Genomic DNA, 21,443 nt, shown 5'->3' with positions numbered 1-21,443 from the left:
TTTATTCAGGAACAAGAAAATCCAAAATTTTCTTCTGCCTTTTGCTGGGCCTTTTACTTTTTGCCGAAAGACGCCTCCGTTTTACCCGAAAGCTCAGCATTGGGTGATTGACAGTCCTCGTTTGTTAAAAAGCCTGTCGAGACTTATTGTATAGATTCACGAGAGCTTATATGAGAAAAAATGATAAGTTTTATTACGCGCCAACTGTCAGTCGATTTGAAATTTGAGATTTTTGATTTGAGATTGACTCACGCGAAACAATAACAGTTTACCACGTAGCGCCCTTCTGTCGGAGCTCGGGACAATCTCAAAACTCACGCACTAACCCCTCACCCACCTATGAATACTACGCCTGATATCAGTGCTGCCGTGCGGCGGCTTTACGATACTTTCCCTTTCCCGCCCGATCCTTTGTCAGATGAACCGCCGCCTGGGTACAACTGGCGCTGGAGTTGGCCTGATGCTTACAATTTTTGCACTGGCCAAAAGCCGCCAAAACTCGATATTCGGATTTTAGACGCTGGCTGCGGCACTGGTTCGAGCACCGATTATCTGATTCACCTCAATCCTGAAGCTTCGGTGACGGCGATCGACCTGAGTGCGGGTGCTTTGAAGGTAGCACAAGAACGCTGTCGGCGATCGGGAGCGCGCGAAGCTGATTTTCGTCACCTCAGCTTGTACGATGCCGCCGAGTTAGAGGGCGAGTTTGATTTGATCAACTGCGTGGGCGTGCTGCACCATTTACCCGATCCGATCCGGGGCATTCAAGCGCTGGCGGCGAAGTTGGCGGCGGGCGGTTTGATGCACATTTTTGTGTATGCTGAGCTCGGACGCTGGGAAATTCAACTGATGCAAAGGGCGATCGGACTTCTCCAAGGCCCGCAAAAAGGTGACTATCCCGATGGTGTGAAAGTCGGTCGTCAAATCTTTGCTTCTTTACCAGAAAACAACCGTCTTGTCAAGTACGAAAAACAGCGTTGGGCAGGAGAAAATCAGCGGGACGAATGTTTTGCTGATATGTACGTTCACCCGCAGGAAATTGACTACAATATTGAGACTTTGTTCGAGTTAATTGACGCTTCGGGATTGGAATTTATCGGTTTCTCAAATCCGGGATATTGGCAGTTAGAAAGACTTTTGGGGAAAGCGCCGGAATTGATAGAAAGAACTCAGGGTTTGACGGAAAGAGAGCTTTATCGATTAATTGAATTGTTGGATACGGAAATCACTCATTACGAGTTTTTCTTGGGTAAAAAGCCTGTTAATAAAATTGATTGGTCGGACGATAAGGCACTTTTGGCGGCAATTCCAGAGTTGAGTAGTTGTATGCACGGTTGGCCGAGTCAACAAGTGTTTGATTGCAATTACCAATTGCTCAATTTGTCAAGTGCGGAATTTGAGTTTTTGCAAGGTTGTGTACCCCCCCCAGCCCCCCCTTATCAAGGGGGGGAGAAAGAGGGAACCTCGCTTGGGCAAGGTAAAGGTGGGAAGAGTGTTGGGGAGATTTTGGCGGATGTGGAGATGGGATTGGATGAAGTGCGATCGATCTTATCAAAACAGCTAATTTTGCTAACACCGTGCGATCGGATATAACAATCGACAACAGGGGAATTGAGGACACGGCAATGCCGTTTCCCTACCCCAAAATAATCGATCGATCCCCCTCGCAACAGATGTAACCATCGCTAGATTAACTGTAGGGAAACGGCACTGCCGTGTCCTGATTGTGGGTAACTTCCCGTAAAATCCAAAATCCCAAATGGATTGACACAGGCCCCCCTCTGCGGCTACGCTTTGAAGTTAGAGGTTGCTTTGCTTGTAGAGGAAGTAGCCCGCGTCGCCCAAAAATCTAGTTGCACTGCCCAAAGCTGCTGGTAACAGCAATGGACAGCATAACCGCCAAACTGATATCAGCAGTCTGGAGGCTAACGGAGTATCTTAACATCCTCTGTAGCCGCCCTGCTATGTGTGGAAATGCGGGGCGGCTGGGTTTTTGGGTTTTTCTAGAAAACCCAAAACCAGGAGAACATATTATGTCACAGGAATTCTTGCCTGACGACAACAAATTCGATCGGCCAAATGACGGCTCAGCAGCAGAATCGGAACAGGATGTGGTGTGTGTAACGGTGACAGGTTCGCCCAAGGGTGTCAGGGAAACCATACTCACCTTGTAAGTAACCGGACACAATTAATTACATCAAGCCTTTTGAAGAGGCAAGGTTTTTAGGCGGTATTTTGGGTAATTAATTGTGTCCTACTACTTACCGCCTGGGATTTGCCCAAGTTGGCGATTGGAGTCCCCTACAACGTGCAGCTAATCTGAACCAAGTGATGAGTGTGCTGATTCGCCGTCGGAAGCGCAAAGCGTAGGTGTTTGCTCGTTCCCAGGCTAAGGCCTGGGAACACATTCCATGAGCATCTGCCTCCTGTTTTTGTTTTTATCCGCTAGCGAGGCAGAGCCTCTGGATCTCGGTTCCCAGGCTAAGGCCTGGGAACCAGTTAATAAGACAAATATCAGGCACGTTATTTTACTCAATCAGGATAAGAGCATATCCTGATTTAGAGGCTGAAACATCTATAAATCAAGCTAGGCGGGGAAACTCCAATATCCCCGCCTAAGCCCTAGAAACCCTGCTATTACGTGAAAAAATCGGTATTTCCTCTTTAACCATTCATTTTAATTTTCCAAATTCTATATGAAAGTATCTTTCTTTTTTACTAATAGTTTGATATTCACCATTCAAATCAGCCTGATTTGTTAAATACTTAGCCGCTAAATTAAAATCAAAATCAAATGTTTCTGTGTAAGTGTTTCTTAAAGTGTATTCTTGTATTTTGTTAAGATTAAATCGTCGGCTTTCAAATATAGAAAGTAGTTTACTGTCATCAGAAAACCATAAAGAGTTCTCTAACAAATCTGAATCTATATCAACAACATTACCTTCAAAAGTGACAACTAAATCTTTATTTCTCTCAAATTTACTAGAAAGGTTTGCACCTCCCTGGGCATCAACGAAAACTGTATCAACTCCTGTATTGATAGAACCTGATTTCTGTTCATTATCAATTTCCATAATTCTTAGCGACTTAGCTCCCATCCGACCGAGAAGCACTATTAATTCATCATCCTTTTCTAAAGCTAAGTTTTTATGATAATGTTCAAGACGAGTCAGACGTAAACCGTCACGGGGATGTTGAGTATAAGTGCCAATTGAAAGATTGCGACTTCTAGGATATTTTGTTCTAGCCATCTCAAGCGATATAATTTCCACTTTCTCCATTTGACTAGCGATATTTGGTAAAATATTTGCGATAGTCTTTCTTATAAGCATCTTAGGAAATTGAGTAGACAAGGCTTCAAGAAAGTTAAATTCACCATCCTTTATCTTATCAGTAGGTGACAGAAAACTAAATATAAAATCAATAGGACTAGCTTTAACTTTAGCTTTGTTTTCTTCTTCTTCTAACAGTTTTGCAAATTGTTCTTCGCTTTGTCGTATAATTTCAGCCTCTTGTTGTAACAAAAAACTTTCTATGTTATAGTTTTTGATTGAAAAAGATTCTCTTTCACTTTCAGTATCAATAGTTGTGTTAGCATGAGCAATTTTTATGATTTTCATTTCTATTCACTCCTCTTCTAGCCTAAATTACTGTATTACAATCACATTTTTGTGCCTAAAACTTGTCACACTTGCAGCTAAATCAGGAAATTACAGACTTTTCCTGATTTAGATGTCTAAACTATTACTAATCGGTCGGCTGCTCCAGTACCGGATTTAGTAGCGCGTTAGTACAAGTTATCTTTTCGCCATCATCTATCATATCCCCACTAACAAAACCAATCACATTATGTGCTATTGATATGTTAGTTTCAGGAAGTGGGTTAATAAACCATATTTCCCTATTAGCATTAGATTGAAAAGTATATAGCCTTATATTTTCCCCTATTTGTTTTAAATACTTAACAACAGATTGGTCTAAGATAATCTCGCGATTTTTACAGACAGGATTATCTAAAATTGCAGTGCCATCATCTTGGTCACTGAACAATAAACCATAGTAAGGTTTAGCAACTACATTATTATTCTCATCTTTCTTTTCGTAAATGAATTCAAGAGTTGTATTAGAATCTGACATGAATTTTTTCGTTTTAATGTTTAAACACGAACTATAACACACATCAACCATTCATGTATAGACATTTAATAAAAATCTGCTAAACCTACGAACCGATTCAACTTTAGCAACAGTCCTACACAACGCTAAAAATCCGAACCGCACTCACCGCGCTGTGACCGCTCAGACCGTGGCAGCCGTACCAAACACGCTTAGGGTAAGATTTAGGCAGCGGTGGCAGTGCTTAAAATACAATCAGGCATATCCTGACCGAGGACTTGAAAGTGCTACACTTAAGAAAGTGATTATTTTCCAAAAAAACTTACTAAAAGACCGTTAACAGTAAATAAAAATGCACTCAACACAAGACAAATTATTGCGGGGTTAAGTAATTTTTTTATTTTATTGGCTGTTGTAAAATAGTCTACACTTAATTCTTTATTCAGTTGTATAAACTTACTTTTAGATTGTTCAGGAAGCTCATATAAAAATATATCTGTATTGTTTTCAGTTGCATCTGTATAAGATGTAATATCTACTTTAGAATTAGATATTGATGCCAAACCCAATAAAGTTATTGCAGAAAAACAGGTAAAGAAAGCTAATATTTTAGTAATTTTGTAACTTGGTTGTGAATCTGACAATTCTAGAATGAATCGTAGTAACACACCCCCAAAACCCAAAAAGGTTGCTACTCGCGATCTAAGATTGTCAATCTGACTCTTAATATGATTTAAATTATCTTTAGTATAGGTATAGGCTAAGTCAATAATTTCAACATTAGCAATATTAATATCAGAATCTTCCATATATTTACACCAAGATTTGAGGCAATGCCATTTTTTAACAATTTAACCACGATATAGCAGCGGTAGCAACTGTACAGCCGATCGCCCTTACGGACAATCATCGCGACCGCTCCAACCGTACAGTGTTGACACTTGCTCCGAACCGCACTCACCGCTCTCTCAGTGCCACCGCTCCCACACCCTCCCAGTTTTTAAAAAAGCAGTAGGTTGTGACGTGCGAGTGTGACGGAAAAAAGCTAGACCGCCACCGCTCCAATCCGATCGCTCCGACCGTGGCAACCTTGCCAGACGTTAGGCCCACGCTAGACCCGCAAACTTTGCCTGTGATGCAACTCTGCCAGCCTTGCTACTGCCACAGGTGGAATCATCCCAAAACCCGCTAGACCCCGCCAGATGGTGCATTTTTTAGCCTTGCTTGTGGTGTCGAGTCGATCGCCCCGTGTCGATCGGACTGCCGCCAATTTTGGAGTCTTATTGGTGGAAAACCCTACTAAATTCGGCAGACATCAAAGCCTGTCTTGCTTTTGCCGCAGACCATGAGAAAACTGATCCGCCTTGGCTACTTTCAACGTCAGGGTTCTTTTTTTCTCACTACTTGCTCAAACCTGAAATCCTGACCTCAACAAACCAGGATTATTTACAGGTATAATTACGCTTATTAGTACAAAATATTGCTTTATGGACTACCACGACATCATCACAATTGAACCGGGAAAACGCAGTGGCAAACCATGTATTCGGGGAATGCGAATCACCGTCTACGACATCTTAGAATATCTCGCCGGTGGCATGACGGAAGCAGAAATTCTGGAAGATTTTTCAGAATTAACTTCGGCAGACATCAAAGCCTGCCTTGCTTTTGCCGCAGATCGTGAAAAAAAGTTATTTGTGGCATCCCTGTGAAACTACTGTTGGACGAAAACCTCTCAGACCGAATTCTTCAAAGAATTATCGGTTTGTATCCCGATTCTGCTCATGTCAAGACCCTAGGACTGACAAATACTGATGATGCAGAAATTTGGGAATATGCAAAGGCAAATGATTTTGTGATTGTTTCCAAAGATTCTGACTTTCATCAACGGAGTTTACTTTACGGTCATCCTCCCAAATTTATTTATCTCCGTGTTGGCAATTGCTCAACATCTAAAATTGTTCAAATTCTGCGAGATGAAATCGACATCATTAGTCAGTTTGGAGATAGAGAAGCAGAGAGTATACTGGTATTGTCGTAGCATGAAACAAAAAAAGCAAAGACTGAGGAGAGATCAACTTAAGGAGTTTACAGGAGTGAATAAAATATCCAGCAAGTTAAGCTAATATAAAGTTGTCGATCTCAGCTCAATAATCCACTGAAAATGATGAAAGCAGACACCATCGAAATTGTTGGTTTTCATGGACATATTTACTTCGACGCTGATAATCGCGATGCCGCAGCGCGTGTACGAGAAGGATTGACTCAGTTTGAGGTGCAGCTTGGGCGTTGGCATGACAAACCCATTGGCCCCCACCCGCAAGCAATGTATCAAGTTGCATTTTTACCAGACCAGTTTGGCAAAGTCGTTCCCTGGTTAATGCTGAATCGTGAGGGGCTCGATATTCTCATTCACCCTGAAACAGGCGACGATGTGGCCGACCATACGAAACATTCTTTGTGGCTAGGAGAGAAACTAGAGTTGAATGTCGAAGTCCTGCGACCTAAAACAGGTAACGCCAGCTTATGATCGATCCGCGCGCAAGGCGAGGGCGTTAGTTCAGACTGACTTATCGCTGATAAGAGATAATTAGCCGCCGATTAGAGACATGGTGCGGCGACTATAATTTCCTGTATTTATTAATAATCGTTATAATATCCTTAACAAATGACTGAAGAAATGTATGAAAATTAGAGCAATCATCCATCCCGCAGAAGAAGGTGGCTATTGGGCTGAAGTTCCCGCACTTCCCGGGTGCATTACCGAAGGAGATACTATGGAAGAAGTGGTGGCTAATTTAAAAGATGCGATGGTCGGTTGGCTCGATGTTGCTAATAGTCGTGAAGCAATTGCCTCCACAGATAAAGTTGTTGAAATTGCTGTATGAAATGAAATCTATTTCAGGAAAGCGACTGTGCAAAATAGTAGAGCAGAAAGGTTGGGTTTTGAAAAGAGTTACTGGCAGTCATCATATCTATGAAAACGCCGAAATAGAACAAATTTTGTCAATTCCAGTTCACCGGAATCAAGATTTGAAAGTTGGAACCTTAAGAGCCTTGATGAAAACAGCCCAGCTATCTGAGGAAGATTTACAAAGTTTGTCTTAGGTATAATGTATTTTGAGAGCGATCGATTTCGGGTAGTTTACCCGCCGATTTGAGACATGGTGCGGCTGTAATTTCCTTGAGTAGTTCCCGAATCCCGCTGCTTGAAATTAATCTCCGGTTTAATCTCTAATATGTGTCGCACTCGATCGCGCAATTCGCCTGTAGACACCCCATCCCGTAAAGCAGTTTTTAAGTCAATTTGACCAGTTTCGTTCAGCAGACAAGGCCGCAACCACCCGTCAGCAGACAAACGCATCCGATTGCACCGATCGCAAAAACACTCCGACATTTGGCTGATAAATCCCAAAGTGCCCTTCGCCCCCGGAATTTGAAACACATCCGCCGGCCCATTTCCGCGCACTCCCGACTCAGCCAACCCGTATTTATCGCTAATTTGTTGCCGCAAATCTGCCGATGCTACCCAACCTTTATCGCCAAATAAGTCGCCATTGCCGATCGGCATAAACTCAATAAATCTAACGTGCCAATTCCGGTTAATTGTTAATTCTGCCAAATCCAATATTTCCCCGTCATTCACACCGGGAATCACCACAACATTCAATTTCAGCGGGTCAAATCCTGCTTGATAAGCCGCTTGAATTCCTTCCCAAACTTGCATCCAGCGCGATCGTCCCCGACTACCAATTATCTTATCAAAAGTCTCCGGTTCCAGCGAATCCAAACTAATATTAATCCGGCGCAAACCAGCATTGTAGAGATTTTCCGCCATTCCCGCCAGCAAAAAGCCATTAGTTGTCATTGACAAATCTCGCGTTTCCGGCATTGAGGCGATCGACCTCACCAATTCCACCACCCCAGGGCGCAGCAGCGGTTCCCCACCAGTCAACCGAAACTTCGTAAATCCCACGGGTATAAAAACTTCCCGCAACAGAGTTAGCAATTCCGAGTGAGTTAACAACTGCTGCTGCAATACATAGTCCAACTCGCTACCTTCCGGCATACAGTAGAGACAGCGGAAGTTGCAGCGGTCTATCAAGCTAATCCGAAGGTAGTCTACGGTATCCATGTCAATAGTTTGTAATATTATTTAATTATAAATGCCGATCGCATTTTCTGCAATTATTGATAGAGAGCAATAAACCTGTATCAATTTCTTTTCACCTTCCCCCTCCTCTCTTCCTGGGCGCCCTCTGCGCCCTCTGCGGTTAATAAAAAAAATATCATTCACAACTAAAATAAACTTGCTAACTATATGTTCTTTGAATTTGAAGCTGATTTTGTCGAAGCTTTGCGCTGCATCCCCATGCAAGTACGTCTCAAGTTAGATACTTGCGGCATTAAATTGAAGTTGCAGGATTGGAATCATTTTAACCAAGCAGAACGTCAAATGCTTGTAGAGAAACCTTGCTTGACACCAGCAGAAATTATTGATTACCGAGAAAAGCTAAATCAAATATTAATTCAACAGACAGGCAAACCGGGAACAGATTTGGCGGTTGATGAAAATCCCCCGTGGATGGATGCTGCAACTGTACCGGAGTCTGTTTCTGCAAAAGCGCAAGAGCTCGGCGTGACAATTTCTTTGGCCCAGTGGGCGAGTTTGCAGCCTCTACAGCGATTTGCTTTGATTAAGCTTAGTCGATCGAGCCACGAGAATAAAAATTTCATCCCGGCTGTTCGAGAGTTTAAGGTGATTGAATGAGTTGGAGTTTTAATTAACCGCAGAAATTTACCGACCAGACACCTGTTCTACAGAGGAGCGAGATCGGAGACTGATCCGCATTATATTAAAAGATTATATATATTGAGAAATACATCAAAAAAAAATATAATTGCCGTATAAAAACAGTGATTGTGGTAAGGGCGATCGATCTGTGATACAACCGCTGCCTGCTACGAGCGTAAAACGTTTATGCTATGCACGCTTGCCTCGCCACAGTACCTCGGCTCTACTCTTCTCTGACGCCGATCAAAAAATTCATTTTTTTTTAAGTTATGTTACCTGCACATGGTATTATTCGATCTGAAGTGTACGAGCTGTAGCTTTTGTCACACTTATCGCTACAAGACGGTTTCAACCGAATTAATTGTAGTGGGAGTCAACTAACACCGACTGCTTTAAAAGTCAAGTAACCTTGTCAGATCAATCTCGCGCATCCATCGCTGAAACGGGGGACATCTCTCAGATAGGTTCGTCCGAACCGGAGTCCACCGACGCTATGCAAGATTTCTACAAACTTCAGCAACAGTTGTTTGTAGTCTCGCTCGCCTTCACGGGAATAGTTTTTATCTCGGTGTGGATTTTTTATTCGCTCAACATTGCCCTAAATTACTTGATTGGGGCGATCGCCGGTGTGGTTTACTTGAGAATGTTGGCCAAAGACGTTGAACGTCTGGGCTCGCAAAAGATGAGTCTGAGTAAAAATAGGTTAGCTGTATTTATTGGGTTGATAGTAGTAGCAACTCAGTGGAACCAGCTACAGATTTTGCCCATATTTTTGGGATTTCTGACATATAAAGTCGCGATCGTCTTTTATATGCTGCAAAGCCTGTTTGTTCCAGACCCGCAAAACGGGTCAGGCAGTCGGTGAACCCTCCACTGTGTGAACTTCTTGTGAATGGAAATGCTAAATGTCTTAAATGCCTTTAATGCTTTTCCCCTCGCTGAGTTGGAAGTTGGTAAACATTTCTACTGGCACATCGGCAGTCTCAAAGTTCACGGACAGGTATTCATCACCTCCTGGATTGTGATTGCTCTCCTTGTAACAGCATCCCTGTTGGCAACTCGCAATATGCAGAGAATTCCACGCGGAATGCAAAACTTCATGGAGTATGCCTTAGAATTCATTCGAGACTTGGCTAGAAATCAACTTGGCGAGAAAGAGTACCGTCCCTGGTTGCCATTTATTGGCACTTTGTTCCTGTTTATTTTTGTATCCAATTGGTCGGGGGCTTTAGTTCCTTGGAAACTAATTAAGTTGCCAGAAGGCGAACTAGCTTCTCCGACTAACGACATCAACACGACGGTAGCACTTGCTTTGCTGACTTCTCTGGCATATTTTTATGCGGGTTTCAGCAGGCGGGGTTTGGGTTATTTTAGAAAGTACATCGAACCAACCCCAATTTTGTTGCCGATCGCGATTTTGGAAGATTTCACCAAGCCTCTTTCCCTAAGCTTCCGTTTATTTGGTAACATTTTAGCGGATGAATTAGTGGTAGCGGTTCTGGTGCTATTAGTTCCCCTGTTCGTACCTCTGCCCGTAATGATGTTGGGTCTGTTTACCAGTGCGATTCAAGCCTTGGTATTTGCCACCTTGGCAGGAGCCTACATTCACGAAGCATTGGAAGGACACGGCGACGAACATCACGATTAACTCCTCTGAATTGGCGAACGGTTAATAGTAATATCTCAGAAGTCAGGAGTCCAATCGATGACTGATGACTGATGACTAATGACTAATGACTAATTGCCGAATATCTGTCTTTCATTCTGTACACTAAGGTTAAGGAAATTTATCATGAATCCGACAATTGCTGCTGCTTCTGTTATCGCCGCTGGTCTAGCTATTGGTTTGGGCGCGATTGGACCTGGTATCGGTCAAGGTAATGCAGCCGGTCAAGCAGTAGAAGGTATTGCCCGCCAGCCGGAAGCAGAAGGCAAAATTCGCGGTACTCTCCTGCTGAGCTTAGCATTCATGGAATCCCTGACCATCTACGGTCTGGTTATTGCATTGGTATTGCTGTTTGCTAATCCTTTCGCTTAATACTGAAGGACTGCAAAAAAGGGGCGGATGTCTTTCCGCCCCAAAAACAAGGAGGAACTAAAAGTGTTTGATTTTGATGCAACTTTGCCTTTGATGGCGTTGCAGTTCCTAGCTTTGACGGTAATTATGAATGCGGTTTTCTATAAACCCATGACTAAGATGCTGGACGAGCGGGAGGAATACATCCGTACCACTAAAATTTCAGCTAAGGAACGCTTGGTGAAATCCCAGAATTTAGCGCAGGAATACCAACAAAAACTGGGAGAAACTCGCAAACAGTCTCAAGCCGTAATTGCTGCGGCTCAAGCAGATGCCAAAAAAATCGCGTCGGAAAAAGTAGCTGATGCTCAAAAAGAAGCTCAAGCGGCACGAGAAAAGGCAAGCTCTGAGATAGAGCAGCAAAAACAAGAGGCAATGCGCTCGCTAGAACAAGAGGTAGATACTCTGAGCCGACAAATTCTGGAAAAGTTATTAGGCACAGCATTGGTCAAATAGCTCGATCGAACAGGTTTAATTTTTGGGTAAAATTAAAAAGCTCAAATCTCAAATCGGTTCGTCCAACCTGCACGCGCAATTATGGAAGAGTATCATGGGGACTGTTTTATTGCTAGCCACAGAAGCTAGCGCAGAAGGTGGTTTCGGTTTAAATTTCGATATTTTTGAAACCAACCTGATTAACCTGATCATTGTTATTGGAGTGCTGTTTTACTTCGGGCGCGGCTTTTTAGGAAATATTCTTACCGAAAGACGCAACGCTATCGAAGAAGCGATTAAAGAAGCAGAAACGCGCCAAAAAGATGCAGCAGCAGCTTTAGCAGAACAACAGCAAAAATTGACTCAGGCTCAAGCAGAAGCGGAACGGATTCGAGCCGCTGCACAAGAAAATGCGATCGCAGCCAAAGAAGTAATTTTAGCTCAAGCGGCGCAGGACGTTGAACGCATGAAAGCAACAGCAGGTCAAGAGCTGGACGCAGAACGAGAAAAAGCCGTCGCTCAACTCAGAGCAAGAGTTGCTGCAATGGCACTAGAAAGAGTGGAAAGCCAGTTAAAAAATAGCTTGGACGAGAGCGCTCAACACCAATTAATCGATCGCAGCATTGCGTTACTCGGAGGCTAAAACGTGAGTACAGTCAGCACAGAAGTCTTGCAGCCTTACGCATCTGCCTTGATGTCACTGGCTCAGTCCAGCAATCTCTCAGAGAAGTTCGGCGAAGACATTCGTTCTTTACTTGACCTGCTAAAAAATTCGGAAGATTTGCGTCAATTTTTAGCCAATCCGCTGGTAAAATCGGATGCTAAAAAAGCCGTAATTAAGCAAATAGCGGGTGAAGAAATGAACCCCTTGATGCACAACTTTCTGAAGCTTTTAGTAGACAAAGGAAGAATTCTTTTTTTAGAAGGAATTGGTCAACAATACTTGGCCAAACTCCGAGAACTAAACCAAACAGTATTGGCAGAAGTTACATCTGCCGTCCCGCTTTCAGATGCTCAATTGCAGACTGTTCGCGAGAAAGTGCAGGCGATGACCAGCGCTAAAAATGTAGAAATTGAAACCAAAATAGACGCAGATTTAATCGGCGGTGTGGTAATCAAAGTAGGCTCTCAAATAATTGATGCCAGCCTGCGGGGACAATTGCGCCGTCTGGGAATTCGCTTGAATTCTTAATTGAAGGAAGAAGGAAGAAGGAAGAAGGAAGCCGGTATTCGGGAAGCATCAAAGAGGAAGGAGGAATAAGTGAATTTCTGTTTTCAAGTTGTTAGTCCCAAATTCTTAGTACCAAATCTCAATTCTTTCTTGAAGAAGGGAGAAGGAAGAAGGAAGCCGGTATTCGGGAAGAATCAAACAGGAAGCAGGAATAAATGAATTTATGTTTTCGAGTTGCTAGTCCCAAATTCTTACTACCAAATCTCAATTCTTTCTTGCCGAAAACATCGATCGAAAACTGACAACTGACACATAATAATTAACATGGCAGCAATCAGACCTGACGAAATTAGCAGCATTATTCGCCAGCAAATTGAACAGTACGACCAAGATGTAAAAGTCTCTAACGTCGGTACTGTTTTGCAAGTAGGCGACGGCATTGCCCGGATTTATGGCTTGGATAAAGCTATGTCCGGCGAATTGCTAGAATTTGCCGACGGCACCGTGGGCATCGCACTGAACCTCGAACAAGATAACGTCGGTGCAGTGTTGATGGGCCAAGGCCTAGGCATTCAAGAAGGTTCGGTAGTTACTGCTACTGGCAGAATTGCTGAAGTCCCCGTTGGTGAAGCAATGTTGGGACGGGTAGTTGATGCTTTGGCGCGTCCGATTGACGGCAAGGGCGAAATTAAAACTACTGAGTCTCGGTTGATTGAATCTCCGGCACCAGGGATTGTTTCTCGCCGTTCTGTTTACGAACCGATGCAAACAGGAATTACCGCTATTGATGCGATGATTCCTGTGGGAAGAGGACAGCGGGAACTGATTATTGGCGACCGTCAAACCGGTAAAACTGCGATCGCAATTGACACAATCATCAACCAAAAATCGGAAGATGTAATTTGCGTCTACGTGGCGATCGGTCAAAAAGCTTCTACAGTAGCTAACATCGTCAACGTCCTGCAAGAAAAGGGCGCGATGGACTACACAATCGTCGTAGCAGCCAACGCTAGCGACCCCGCAACCCTGCAATATTTGGCGCCCTACACTGGTGCTAGCTTAGCCGAGTATTTCATGTACAAAGGCAAGCACACTTTGGTCATTTACGATGACCTTTCCAAGCAAGCACAGGCCTACCGCCAAATGTCCTTGTTGCTGCGCCGTCCTCCCGGTCGCGAAGCTTATCCCGGAGACGTGTTTTACCTGCACTCTCGCTTGCTAGAACGCGCTGCTAAATTGAGCGACGATTTGGGCGAAGGCAGCATGACTGCTTTGCCAATTATCGAAACCCAAGCTGGTGACGTTTCTGCTTACATTCCGACGAACGTAATTTCGATTACCGACGGTCAAATCTTCCTTTCTTCTGACTTGTTTAACTCTGGTTTGCGTCCAGCAGTAAACCCCGGTATTTCGGTATCGCGGGTAGGTTCTGCGGCTCAAACTAAGGCAATGAAAAAAGTAGCCGGTAAGGTGAAATTGGAATTGGCGCAGTTTGAAGAACTGGCAGCATTTTCTCAGTTTGCTTCTGACTTGGATAAAGCTACTCAAAATCAATTGGCGCGGGGTCAACGCTTGCGGGAACTGTTGAAACAGGACCAAAGTTCGCCCCTGCCGATGAACGAACAAGTGGCTATAATCTATGCCGGTATTAACGGCTACATGGATGATATCGCTGTGGAAAAAGTCACGAAGTTTACTGTTGGTTTGCGCGATTATTTACGGACTAGCAAGCCGAAGTACGGCGAAATCGTTCAAGGCGGAAAGGCCTTGACTGATGAAGCTGAGAAGCTGCTGAAAGAAGGCATCGCAGAATACAAGCAAAGTTTCTTAGTGTCTGCGTAATTAGTCATCAGTCATCAGTCATCAGTCATTGGTCATTCGTTAAGTCGCAAATCCCCCCTAGTTTCCCTTAAGAAGGGGAGAACTGGAAGCAGTCAAAGTTCTCTTTGTTTAAGCAGGGAACTGGAAGCAGCCAAAGTTCTCTGAAAAATGGGAAATGGAAACACTCAAAGTCCCCCTTAAAAAGGGGGATTTAGGGGGATCGAGACTTGGCTGCAACCCTGATTTAGACTTTGTTTTAGCGTGATAGCTGACACAAATTGGTAATGCCGTGTCCCTACCGCAGCTAAACTTAAAAACTGATGGCTGCGAACTAATAACTCGGAAATAAAGGCTAAGAAAAAAGGAGAAAGTTATGGCAAATCTCAAAACTATTCGCGATCGCATTAAATCGGTCAAGAACACTAAAAAGATTACAGAAGCAATGCGTTTGGTGGCTGCTGCTAAGGTGCGCCGCGCTCAAGAACAGGTGACTGCTACTCGGCCTTTTGCCGATCGCCTCGCAGAGGTATTGTACGGTTTGGCGGAACGCTTGCAGTTTGAAAGCCAGGATTTACCGCTGCTGAAAAAACGCGAAGTCAGAACAGTTGGACTTTTGGTAGTTTCGGGCGATCGGGGTTTGTGCGGTGGCTACAACAGCAACATTATCAGATACGCCGAAAATCGCGCTAAGGAAATCAAAGCTGAAGGCTTAGACTACAAATACGTGTTGGTAGGACGCAAAGCTACTCAGTATTTCCAGCGCCGCGAACAGCCGATCGATGCTACTTACACTAACTTAGAACAAATTCCGACAGCACCGGAAGCAGCGCTAATTGCTGATCAATTGCTGTCTCTGTTCCTGTCGGGAACTGTGGACAGAGTTGAACTAATTTACACCAAGTTTGTGTCGCTAATTAGTTCGCGTCCGGTAATCCAAACCTTGTTACCCCTCGATCCCCAAGGTTTGGAAAGTTCCGATGATGAAATCTTCCGCTTGACAACGAAAGGCGGACAGTTTCAAGTATCGCGGGAGAAGGTTGCTGCACCTACAAAGAGTTTGCCGGCCGACATGATTTTCGAGCAAGATCCGGCACAAATTCTGGAGGCACTTTTGCCTTTGTATTTGAACAACCAATTGCTGCGGGCTTTGCAAGAATCTGCAGCTAGCGAGTTGGCTGCGCGGATGACGGCGATGAATAATGCTAGTGAGAATGCTAGCGATTTGATCCGTAGTTTGACGCTGACTTATAACAAGGCGCGGCAGGCGGCAATTACCCAGGAAATCCTGGAAGTTTCCGGCGGTGCTGAGGCGTTGAACGGCTAAGTTAGGGTTGACAATTTGTTGATTTTATTCTATGCGTCTGGGGGAACTCAGGCGCTTTTTTTTGGAGTGATACTTTCTATAACTAGGCGGTTGAAACCGCTTCTTGTCAAACGAAGTCCACTCCTAGCGGACTAAGAAGGAGATTGAAGGCGGATTTGGTATTAGAGTATTTTTGCGCGTTCTTCTAACCACCGCTGAAATGACTTCTGACTTTCTCCAGATGGTTTACCGAGAATAATATTTTTGATGCTAATGTCTTCGTCAATATCAGGCCAGTGGATTCCATCATTTCCACCAATAAATCGCCAATTATTGCGATCGTTTGGTGTGCTGTGCCATAGCCGAGGATACCAAGCTAAAGGTACAGAAATAGTACGACCATGATAGATCTACTGTTAGCGCGTCGTCTGTAACCACTACGTTTTGTGCTTGGGGGATTTGTAGCAATTCAACCATTACTGATGTCAAAAGCTTACTTCTCTATATTAGCTTGGGCGATCGCTCACTCCTGCACAATTTCCACCAAGTCTTCAATCATTACATCAAAGGTGCGAGGCAATTTGTGTATAGAAATAAAGTCAATCGTTGACACTCCCGGACAGCGGGCGTAGTGTCTGACGGTGCTGTAAATTACTACCGATCGCCCTGAAACCTCTTTCAACGTCCAACCCTACTCTCGAACCCTCAATCTAATTAAGCCCATTGACAAAAAACTAGATTTAGTCTGGGACAAAATTTTATCGTAAAAAGCGATCGCTCACTCCTGCACAATTTCCACCAAGTCTTCAATCATTACATCAAAGGTGCGGGCCAATTTGTGTATAGAAATAAAGTCAATCGTTGACACTCCCGGACAGCGGGCGTAGTGTCTGACGGTGCTGTAAATTACTCCCGATCGCTCTGAAACCTCTTTTAGCGTCCAACCTTTCTCAGCGGCGAATTCTCTAACTTTTAGTCTGACTAAACCCATACTTAACAAGTGATGGTGTACCATCATAAGATATTTTTATCCCAAAAGGCGATCGCCTAATCTTCGACAATCTCATACAAATCTTCGACCATCACGTCAAAAGTCCTCGCCAACTTGTCCAAGGCTGTCACGTCAATTGTTGCTAATCCGGGCGATCGGGCATAGGTTCTGAGCGTACTGTAGACTACGCCCGATCGGTCAGAAACCTCTTTGATCGTCCAGCCTTTCTCAGCAGCAAACTCTCGAACCCGTAATCTAATTAAGCCCATAAGCTCTTCAGGTGTGACTAATATCAGTCATGAAATTATACTATAAAAGGCGATCGACTACTCTTTGACGACCTCAACCAAATCTTCCACCATCACATCAAAAGTACGTGCCAACTTGAGCAGACAAGTAAAATCAACCATTGCCATTCCTGGAGAACGTGAATAGGTGCTGAGGGTGCTGTAGTTGACTCCCGATCGGTCAGAAACCTCTTTGATCGTCCAGCCTTTCTCACCAGCAAATTCTCTAACCCGCAATCTAATTAAACCCATTGACAGACCACTAGATTTAGTATATTATAATTTTATCGAAAAAAGCGATCGCCCCCAGGTCTGGAAAACTAAAAGACGATCGCCTATCAAAGTTCAAATCCCATCAACTGGGATTTATTAACCATCTGAAATTCCCATCAAGTGGGATGTACCAACCATCTGAAATTCCCGCTAATTGGGATGTACCAACTATCTGAAATTTTCATCAATTGGGATGTATCAACTATGTTAGCAAGCTTTCGACCAAAATCAACCCCCAGACACAGATTGAGCCGGTTCGTTACCAAAGAGGCGATCGCCCGCCTGCTCAAAATCAAGATAGAACAAATATATCGCTTCGAGTGCTGGGCGCATATCCTGTACGTGCACGCCCAAGGGATGAGTCGGTTTGTCAGTTATGCGGACTTTCCGCCTGTTTTGGGAGTGGAATCGCCCTCGGGTTTAGATTTTGGTTATTGGAAGCGCCGTTGGGCGAGTCAGAAAGAGAGACACGCGCCGGATTTTTGGGTGGATTTCTATGCGGCGAGATTTCAGGAAGCTGTTTGTGTTTCTGAATTGTTGGAGTGGGGGCGATTGGTGGGAGTGATTAAATTGATGTTGGGGGCGATCGGGCTGGAGTCACTGCGAAAGGTTTACGCACAAGAGAAATCTCTGCTGGAACATTTTTAAATTATGACTAAAACACGGGTGATTAGAAAACGGTTTTTTTTGCAAAAATACGGCACCCCAGCTTTTAACTAAGTGAAAAACCCGGTTTCTTTGCTGTGCGTAACTCTCATAAATCCGATCTCTGCCACAAATATTCAAAAATTGGTTCAAGCTCGACTGTAACAGTTATAATTTCTCCATGCGTTTCCATCTCTATCCCTTGTTAAGCCCATGAGTAACCTTTCAAACATCCCAGGCGATCGCGGGAATTACAGGCTAAGTCCGCTCAGTCTGCGGTTATGCGTTTGGTGGGGTTGCCGCCGTCGGAGTCGAAGTAGGCTTTGATTGAGTTGGCTGATTAGGTTTTTAGTCAACTTTATTAGGTGCGATCGGGCAGTTTTAGGGAAGATAATCAAGTTGTGGTTTACATCTTACCTAAAAAGTTTTATATCAATTAATTGGAGGTATTTACGATGAGTGTTATTAGATTTGTAATTTTGGAAGACTGTAAAAAAAGCTTGGAAACCACAATAGATGATTTTTTATTAAAGGATAAAGAATACTATTGGGATAAAATTTATCTGTTTTCTGCTTTTGTTAATGATTATGGGGTGAAACAAATAGAAAAAATTCTTGTACACCCTTCTTTAAATGAAAATACGGAAGTTTTGATTGCGATCGGACAAAAAGATAATTTTAATGACCCTAGTGATATTCAAAAGTTATTGAAATTTATCGACGAAGAATCAACAAAGATTAAAACAACTAAGCCTGTTCGTTTTATATGTCCCACAAATAACTTTCATATCAAAACCTATTGTTTTTTAGGCCGTCGTGTTAAAGACGATAAAGAAATAGGTTTTTCTATCATAGGGTCATCTAATCTAACTGGGTTCGGTCTTAAATGTGAGGGAGAATTATGTATTAGTATCCACCACTTAAATTTAACAAAAGAATTAATTTATCGTTTGACAAAAAAATATAGTAACTCGCCTCAGTGGAAGCAAGAAATTGAGAACTATCTTTCCGTTCAACAAAAGTCTACCCCTGTAAATCAAGATCAAGCACCGATAACCAGCACACCACAAAAAGGTAAATTCCTTAAACTAGGTGTCACTGATGATAGTGCTCTTATTGACAAGGGAACTAATCTCGTTAAGGGTACGGAGGATATAGATTGGTTCTACTTTGCACACACAACTATAGAGCAAACGAAAGAGGATTTTCCCGAAGGTTCTTTATGCCTATTATTAACAGAAAACAAGATATTCCAAATTGCTAAAATCAGGTCTTACAGTTCCGATCAAGAAAAGACAGAAGGATGTTTTGTAATATATACAAAAAAAGTAACTCATGAGCTTTCTGGTGATATTCGTGAAATCCTTGAGAAAGAAGAGTATGAAAAGATAAAAATAGCTGAGAAAGAGTATGAGGAATATATTAAAGAAAGGAATGAATACCCTGACTTAGAGTATGCAACTCTAAAGGATTTTGAAAACGAAGTTAATGAATATCAGGAATATCAGAAAATGCTCGACGATCCGAAATATCAAAAATGGATAGAAAAAGGTAAGAAGAAGACGCAATTAGAAATTCTTGACAGAATATTACAAATTGGCGATCCCATTTTAATGAAGCAAGAGCTAGAATTACTCCGTCAATCCCTTTAATGTGCCATCATTGTGTTCTCAATACCAACTTAATTTTACAATGGTTATGGGATAAAATCTTCGTCTTTACCCGCCATAATAGTAATAGCAGGATTCTTGCAAAAGGGCCATTAATTGTCAGGAAATCCAAGAGAATTTATTGTTTCAGAGTTTATCCTTATCTTAAGTCTTTGCTAAAAGTTTAAGTAACTTCTTTGCTGGTAAGCCCGTAAGATGGCAGATTGAAGGAACTAGAGATAGTGTTAATATTAAGGTAATAGTAGAACCTGAGGGGAGAGGAATCATTGTATTGACTAAGTGAGAAACCCGGTTCTTTTTCTCAAGTGACTTGGCTCATAATGTGCGATAATTCACCAAAATTTTAAATAACCAAAAATGGTGAATAACGGGACTAACCAAACCCCTGAGCAAAATTCGGTTAATTGTGGCAGTATTGATGAATCAGAAAGAGCTTTTGGTGCAACCGAAAGAGCGATTGCTGAATTTCTAGAAAGAGAGGGAAAAAATGTTAAAGCCTTGGTAGAAAAAACCGATGGAGGTAGAAATCCCGATGCTGAGGTAGATGGAAAACGCACTGAATTCAAAAGTCTAGATGCCGGTGCTACAAGCGCGACAGTAAAAAATCAGATCAACAACTCGATTAGACGAGGCGGACAGGCTAGGGATATAATTATAGATGCTAGGGCGTCTGGGTTGATAGAGGCTGAGGCTGAACGAGGTTTGCAGAGGGCGAAAAATATTACACGCGGAAAAATTGATAGCGTCCGAATTATTGGCGATATCTATGACATCACTTTTACTGAGTTTCAATAAAGGAGGTTTTTATGTCTCGCACACTAGATATTTTTGTAGACTTTCCACAGGAAATCGAACATTTTATCAAAGAATTAGAGTTTATATTGGCTCTTAAATTAGAGCTGGTTTCTGATGGGATTGACAACTGGTATGAGTTTCGCAACTCAACAATCACTCTTACAGTAGGAAAGCATGATTTTGAAAATGATAAAGAGCTCAACTTTGAAGAATACCCTTACAACCTATCAATCAGAGCGCTGAACATCTCGAATGAACTTGATAGAAAAAAGTGGCGATATGAGTTTGCTAGTTATGTTCTCCACAAGTTGAAAACTACCGAAAGGTATCGTTTAATGCTGGTGGATGACTTACAAGTGAAGTTAGAGGAGTTTGCGCCATTGGTGAAGGTTTGATCGAACATCATACAGGCAAGTTCTGAAACCGATTTGTAAAAACGAGGAAATGACTATGGTCACTGCTACTGCTGTACAAGATAATTTTACTTTAGAAGAATTCATCACCGAGCCGCCAGACAACATGGAATTGGTAGACGGCCAACTTGTGGAGAAAAATGGCATGACACTAAAGACGGGTAAAATTCAGTTGAGACTGGGGAATTATTGGGGAGATTACAAAGATTCCAGCGGACAAGGGGGAGAAGCTTATGTCGAAGTTCCTTGCCGCACTAACCAACAAATTCGCCGGCCCGATGTCGCCTATCTCACACCCGAATTAGTCGTAGAATATGGCAATCTTGCCACTTTACCCCAAAGTTTTCCCCTAATTGCCGAAATAGTTTCCCCTACCGATATCGCGGAAGATGTCTTTCTCAAAGCACAGGAATATTTAGCATCTAGCTGTCAGGAAGTCTGGTTAGTTTTTCCAGAAAGTCGTTTAATATTCGTGATAAGTCAAGATAGAATGCTGACATTTAGATCCGGCGAAACTGCCACCACTCAACAAATCCTCAGCGGTTTCAGCATCGAGGTCGATCGACTGCTAGCTTAAACATCAAACTAAATTGCTACAATATTATTAAGATTCTCCCAGTCCGCGCCGGCGGACTTCGTTTGTAGAGCCTC

General features: G+C 42.9%; 30 protein-coding genes. 21 read left to right on the top strand and 9 right to left on the bottom strand.

What is annotated here, in order from left to right; genetic code table 11:
• Positions 1 to 339: 339 nt before the first annotated feature.
• Both QT998_RS08955 and QT998_RS08950 read left to right on the top strand, forming a co-directional pair.
• Positions 340 to 1,593 (top strand): class I SAM-dependent methyltransferase, encoded by a 1,254-nt coding sequence (locus QT998_RS08955; RefSeq protein ID WP_333113883.1) that lies wholly within the window; start codon positions 340 to 342, stop codon positions 1,591 to 1,593.
• A gap of 290 nt (positions 1,594 to 1,883) precedes the next feature.
• Positions 1,884 to 2,174: a hypothetical protein gene (locus tag QT998_RS08950; protein WP_333217979.1), complete on the top strand. Its 291-nt coding sequence runs from the start codon at positions 1,884 to 1,886 to the stop codon at positions 2,172 to 2,174.
• Positions 2,175 to 2,672: 498 nt separating this feature from the next.
• On the opposite strand, the gene QT998_RS08945 is transcribed toward QT998_RS08950, so the two are convergent.
• The 3 genes from QT998_RS08945 to QT998_RS08935 form a co-directional block, all read right to left on the bottom strand.
• Positions 2,673 to 3,620: a hypothetical protein gene (locus QT998_RS08945; protein ID WP_333113879.1), complete on the bottom strand. Its 948-nt coding sequence runs from the start codon at positions 3,618 to 3,620 to the stop codon at positions 2,673 to 2,675.
• Between the two features lie 127 nt (positions 3,621 to 3,747).
• Entirely contained in the window at positions 3,748 to 4,137 is a 390-nt protein-coding gene (locus QT998_RS08940) for a hypothetical protein (protein ID WP_333113877.1), read from the bottom strand.
• A gap of 284 nt (positions 4,138 to 4,421) precedes the next feature.
• A complete protein-coding gene (locus tag QT998_RS08935) occupies positions 4,422 to 4,925 on the bottom strand; it encodes a hypothetical protein (RefSeq protein ID WP_333113876.1) in 504 nt (167 codons plus the stop codon).
• A gap of 678 nt (positions 4,926 to 5,603) precedes the next feature.
• Between QT998_RS08935 and QT998_RS08930 the strand changes: the two genes are divergently transcribed.
• The 5 genes from QT998_RS08930 to QT998_RS08910 all read left to right on the top strand — a co-directional run bounded on the left by QT998_RS08930 (position 5,604) and on the right by QT998_RS08910 (position 7,224).
• A complete protein-coding gene (locus QT998_RS08930; protein ID WP_106332354.1) occupies positions 5,604 to 5,828 on the top strand; it encodes a DUF433 domain-containing protein in 225 nt (74 codons plus the stop codon).
• Complete coding sequence (locus QT998_RS08925) at positions 5,825 to 6,157, top strand: DUF5615 family PIN-like protein (RefSeq protein WP_333113875.1); 333 nt, start codon at positions 5,825 to 5,827, stop codon at positions 6,155 to 6,157. Before QT998_RS08930 ends, QT998_RS08925 begins: the two co-directional genes overlap by 4 nt.
• Before the next feature lie 123 nt (positions 6,158 to 6,280).
• Positions 6,281 to 6,646 (top strand): DOPA 4,5-dioxygenase family protein, encoded by a 366-nt coding sequence (locus QT998_RS08920; RefSeq protein ID WP_333113873.1) that lies wholly within the window; start codon positions 6,281 to 6,283, stop codon positions 6,644 to 6,646.
• Between the two features lie 154 nt (positions 6,647 to 6,800).
• A complete protein-coding gene (locus QT998_RS08915; RefSeq protein WP_333087965.1) occupies positions 6,801 to 7,004 on the top strand; it encodes a type II toxin-antitoxin system HicB family antitoxin in 204 nt (67 codons plus the stop codon).
• A gap of 1 nt (position 7,005) precedes the next feature.
• Complete coding sequence (locus QT998_RS08910; RefSeq protein ID WP_333087963.1) at positions 7,006 to 7,224, top strand: type II toxin-antitoxin system HicA family toxin; 219 nt, start codon at positions 7,006 to 7,008, stop codon at positions 7,222 to 7,224.
• 37 nt (positions 7,225 to 7,261) lie between these two features.
• Here the strand turns inward: QT998_RS08910 and moaA are convergent, their stop codons facing one another.
• Positions 7,262 to 8,251, bottom strand: coding sequence for a GTP 3',8-cyclase MoaA (gene moaA / locus QT998_RS08905; RefSeq protein ID WP_333087962.1), 990 nt, complete (start codon positions 8,249 to 8,251; stop codon positions 7,262 to 7,264).
• Positions 8,252 to 8,437: 186 nt separating this feature from the next.
• Here moaA and QT998_RS08900 point away from each other — a divergent pair, with 186 nt between their 5' ends.
• The 9 genes from QT998_RS08900 to QT998_RS08860 all read left to right on the top strand — a co-directional run bounded on the left by QT998_RS08900 (position 8,438) and on the right by QT998_RS08860 (position 15,739).
• The gene (locus QT998_RS08900; RefSeq protein WP_333087959.1) at positions 8,438 to 8,887 is read left to right on the top strand and encodes a nitrate reductase associated protein; all 450 of its coding nucleotides are present in this window, start codon (positions 8,438 to 8,440) and stop codon (positions 8,885 to 8,887) included.
• A 433-nt stretch (positions 8,888 to 9,320) separates the two neighbouring features.
• Entirely contained in the window at positions 9,321 to 9,776 is a 456-nt protein-coding gene (locus tag QT998_RS08895) for an ATP synthase subunit I (protein ID WP_442921952.1), read from the top strand.
• Positions 9,777 to 9,803: 27 nt separating this feature from the next.
• On the top strand, positions 9,804 to 10,559 hold the full coding sequence (gene atpB / locus QT998_RS08890; protein WP_333087957.1) for a F0F1 ATP synthase subunit A: 756 nt from the start codon (positions 9,804 to 9,806) through the stop codon (positions 10,557 to 10,559).
• Positions 10,560 to 10,703: 144 nt separating this feature from the next.
• Complete coding sequence (gene atpE, locus QT998_RS08885; RefSeq protein WP_193972048.1) at positions 10,704 to 10,949, top strand: ATP synthase F0 subunit C; 246 nt, start codon at positions 10,704 to 10,706, stop codon at positions 10,947 to 10,949.
• A gap of 27 nt (positions 10,950 to 10,976) precedes the next feature.
• The gene (locus QT998_RS08880; protein ID WP_333087953.1) at positions 10,977 to 11,444 is read left to right on the top strand and encodes a F0F1 ATP synthase subunit B'; all 468 of its coding nucleotides are present in this window, start codon (positions 10,977 to 10,979) and stop codon (positions 11,442 to 11,444) included.
• 94 nt (positions 11,445 to 11,538) lie between these two features.
• A complete protein-coding gene (locus QT998_RS08875; RefSeq protein ID WP_333088403.1) occupies positions 11,539 to 12,066 on the top strand; it encodes a F0F1 ATP synthase subunit B in 528 nt (175 codons plus the stop codon).
• A 3-nt stretch (positions 12,067 to 12,069) separates the two neighbouring features.
• On the top strand, positions 12,070 to 12,615 hold the full coding sequence (gene atpH, locus QT998_RS08870) for an ATP synthase F1 subunit delta (protein ID WP_333113871.1): 546 nt from the start codon (positions 12,070 to 12,072) through the stop codon (positions 12,613 to 12,615).
• Between the two features lie 303 nt (positions 12,616 to 12,918).
• Positions 12,919 to 14,436 carry a F0F1 ATP synthase subunit alpha gene (gene atpA / locus QT998_RS08865; RefSeq protein ID WP_194066533.1) on the top strand — a complete coding sequence of 506 codons (1,518 nt, stop codon included), beginning with the start codon at positions 12,919 to 12,921 and terminating at the stop codon, positions 14,434 to 14,436.
• Between the two features lie 352 nt (positions 14,437 to 14,788).
• On the top strand, positions 14,789 to 15,739 hold the full coding sequence (locus tag QT998_RS08860; protein WP_194066534.1) for a F0F1 ATP synthase subunit gamma: 951 nt from the start codon (positions 14,789 to 14,791) through the stop codon (positions 15,737 to 15,739).
• A gap of 161 nt (positions 15,740 to 15,900) precedes the next feature.
• On the opposite strand, the gene QT998_RS08855 is transcribed toward QT998_RS08860, so the two are convergent.
• From QT998_RS08855 to QT998_RS08835, 5 genes are all read right to left on the bottom strand, one after another.
• Complete coding sequence (locus tag QT998_RS08855) at positions 15,901 to 16,110, bottom strand: DUF2442 domain-containing protein (protein ID WP_333088400.1); 210 nt, start codon at positions 16,108 to 16,110, stop codon at positions 15,901 to 15,903.
• Between the two features lie 131 nt (positions 16,111 to 16,241).
• Entirely contained in the window at positions 16,242 to 16,400 is a 159-nt protein-coding gene (locus QT998_RS08850) for an XRE family transcriptional regulator (RefSeq protein ID WP_333087948.1), read from the bottom strand.
• A gap of 96 nt (positions 16,401 to 16,496) precedes the next feature.
• Positions 16,497 to 16,709, bottom strand: a complete 213-nt coding sequence (locus QT998_RS08845; protein WP_106149042.1) for a helix-turn-helix domain-containing protein — start codon at positions 16,707 to 16,709, stop codon at positions 16,497 to 16,499.
• Between the two features lie 56 nt (positions 16,710 to 16,765).
• Complete coding sequence (locus tag QT998_RS08840; protein ID WP_333113866.1) at positions 16,766 to 16,978, bottom strand: helix-turn-helix domain-containing protein; 213 nt, start codon at positions 16,976 to 16,978, stop codon at positions 16,766 to 16,768.
• Between the two features lie 57 nt (positions 16,979 to 17,035).
• Positions 17,036 to 17,248 (bottom strand): helix-turn-helix domain-containing protein, encoded by a 213-nt coding sequence (locus tag QT998_RS08835; RefSeq protein WP_106149040.1) that lies wholly within the window; start codon positions 17,246 to 17,248, stop codon positions 17,036 to 17,038.
• A gap of 225 nt (positions 17,249 to 17,473) precedes the next feature.
• Between QT998_RS08835 and QT998_RS08830 the strand changes: the two genes are divergently transcribed.
• The 5 genes from QT998_RS08830 to QT998_RS08810 all read left to right on the top strand — a co-directional run bounded on the left by QT998_RS08830 (position 17,474) and on the right by QT998_RS08810 (position 21,369).
• On the top strand, positions 17,474 to 17,917 hold the full coding sequence (locus tag QT998_RS08830; protein ID WP_333113864.1) for a hypothetical protein: 444 nt from the start codon (positions 17,474 to 17,476) through the stop codon (positions 17,915 to 17,917).
• Between the two features lie 452 nt (positions 17,918 to 18,369).
• Positions 18,370 to 19,566 (top strand): phospholipase D family protein, encoded by a 1,197-nt coding sequence (locus QT998_RS08825; RefSeq protein WP_333113862.1) that lies wholly within the window; start codon positions 18,370 to 18,372, stop codon positions 19,564 to 19,566.
• Positions 19,567 to 19,941: 375 nt separating this feature from the next.
• The gene (locus QT998_RS08820) at positions 19,942 to 20,379 is read left to right on the top strand and encodes a hypothetical protein (protein WP_333113860.1); all 438 of its coding nucleotides are present in this window, start codon (positions 19,942 to 19,944) and stop codon (positions 20,377 to 20,379) included.
• A gap of 11 nt (positions 20,380 to 20,390) precedes the next feature.
• Entirely contained in the window at positions 20,391 to 20,774 is a 384-nt protein-coding gene (locus QT998_RS08815) for a hypothetical protein (protein WP_333113857.1), read from the top strand.
• Positions 20,775 to 20,829: 55 nt separating this feature from the next.
• The gene (locus QT998_RS08810) at positions 20,830 to 21,369 is read left to right on the top strand and encodes a Uma2 family endonuclease (RefSeq protein WP_333113854.1); all 540 of its coding nucleotides are present in this window, start codon (positions 20,830 to 20,832) and stop codon (positions 21,367 to 21,369) included.
• Positions 21,370 to 21,443: the final 74 nt, after the last annotated feature.

The organism is Microcoleus sp. S1D4 (assembly GCF_036700765.1).
GTDB lineage: Bacteria > Cyanobacteriota > Cyanobacteriia > Cyanobacteriales > Microcoleaceae > Microcoleus.
The sequence above is the reverse complement of the archived record's forward strand: the minus strand, read 5'-3'. Positions and strand labels throughout refer to the sequence as shown.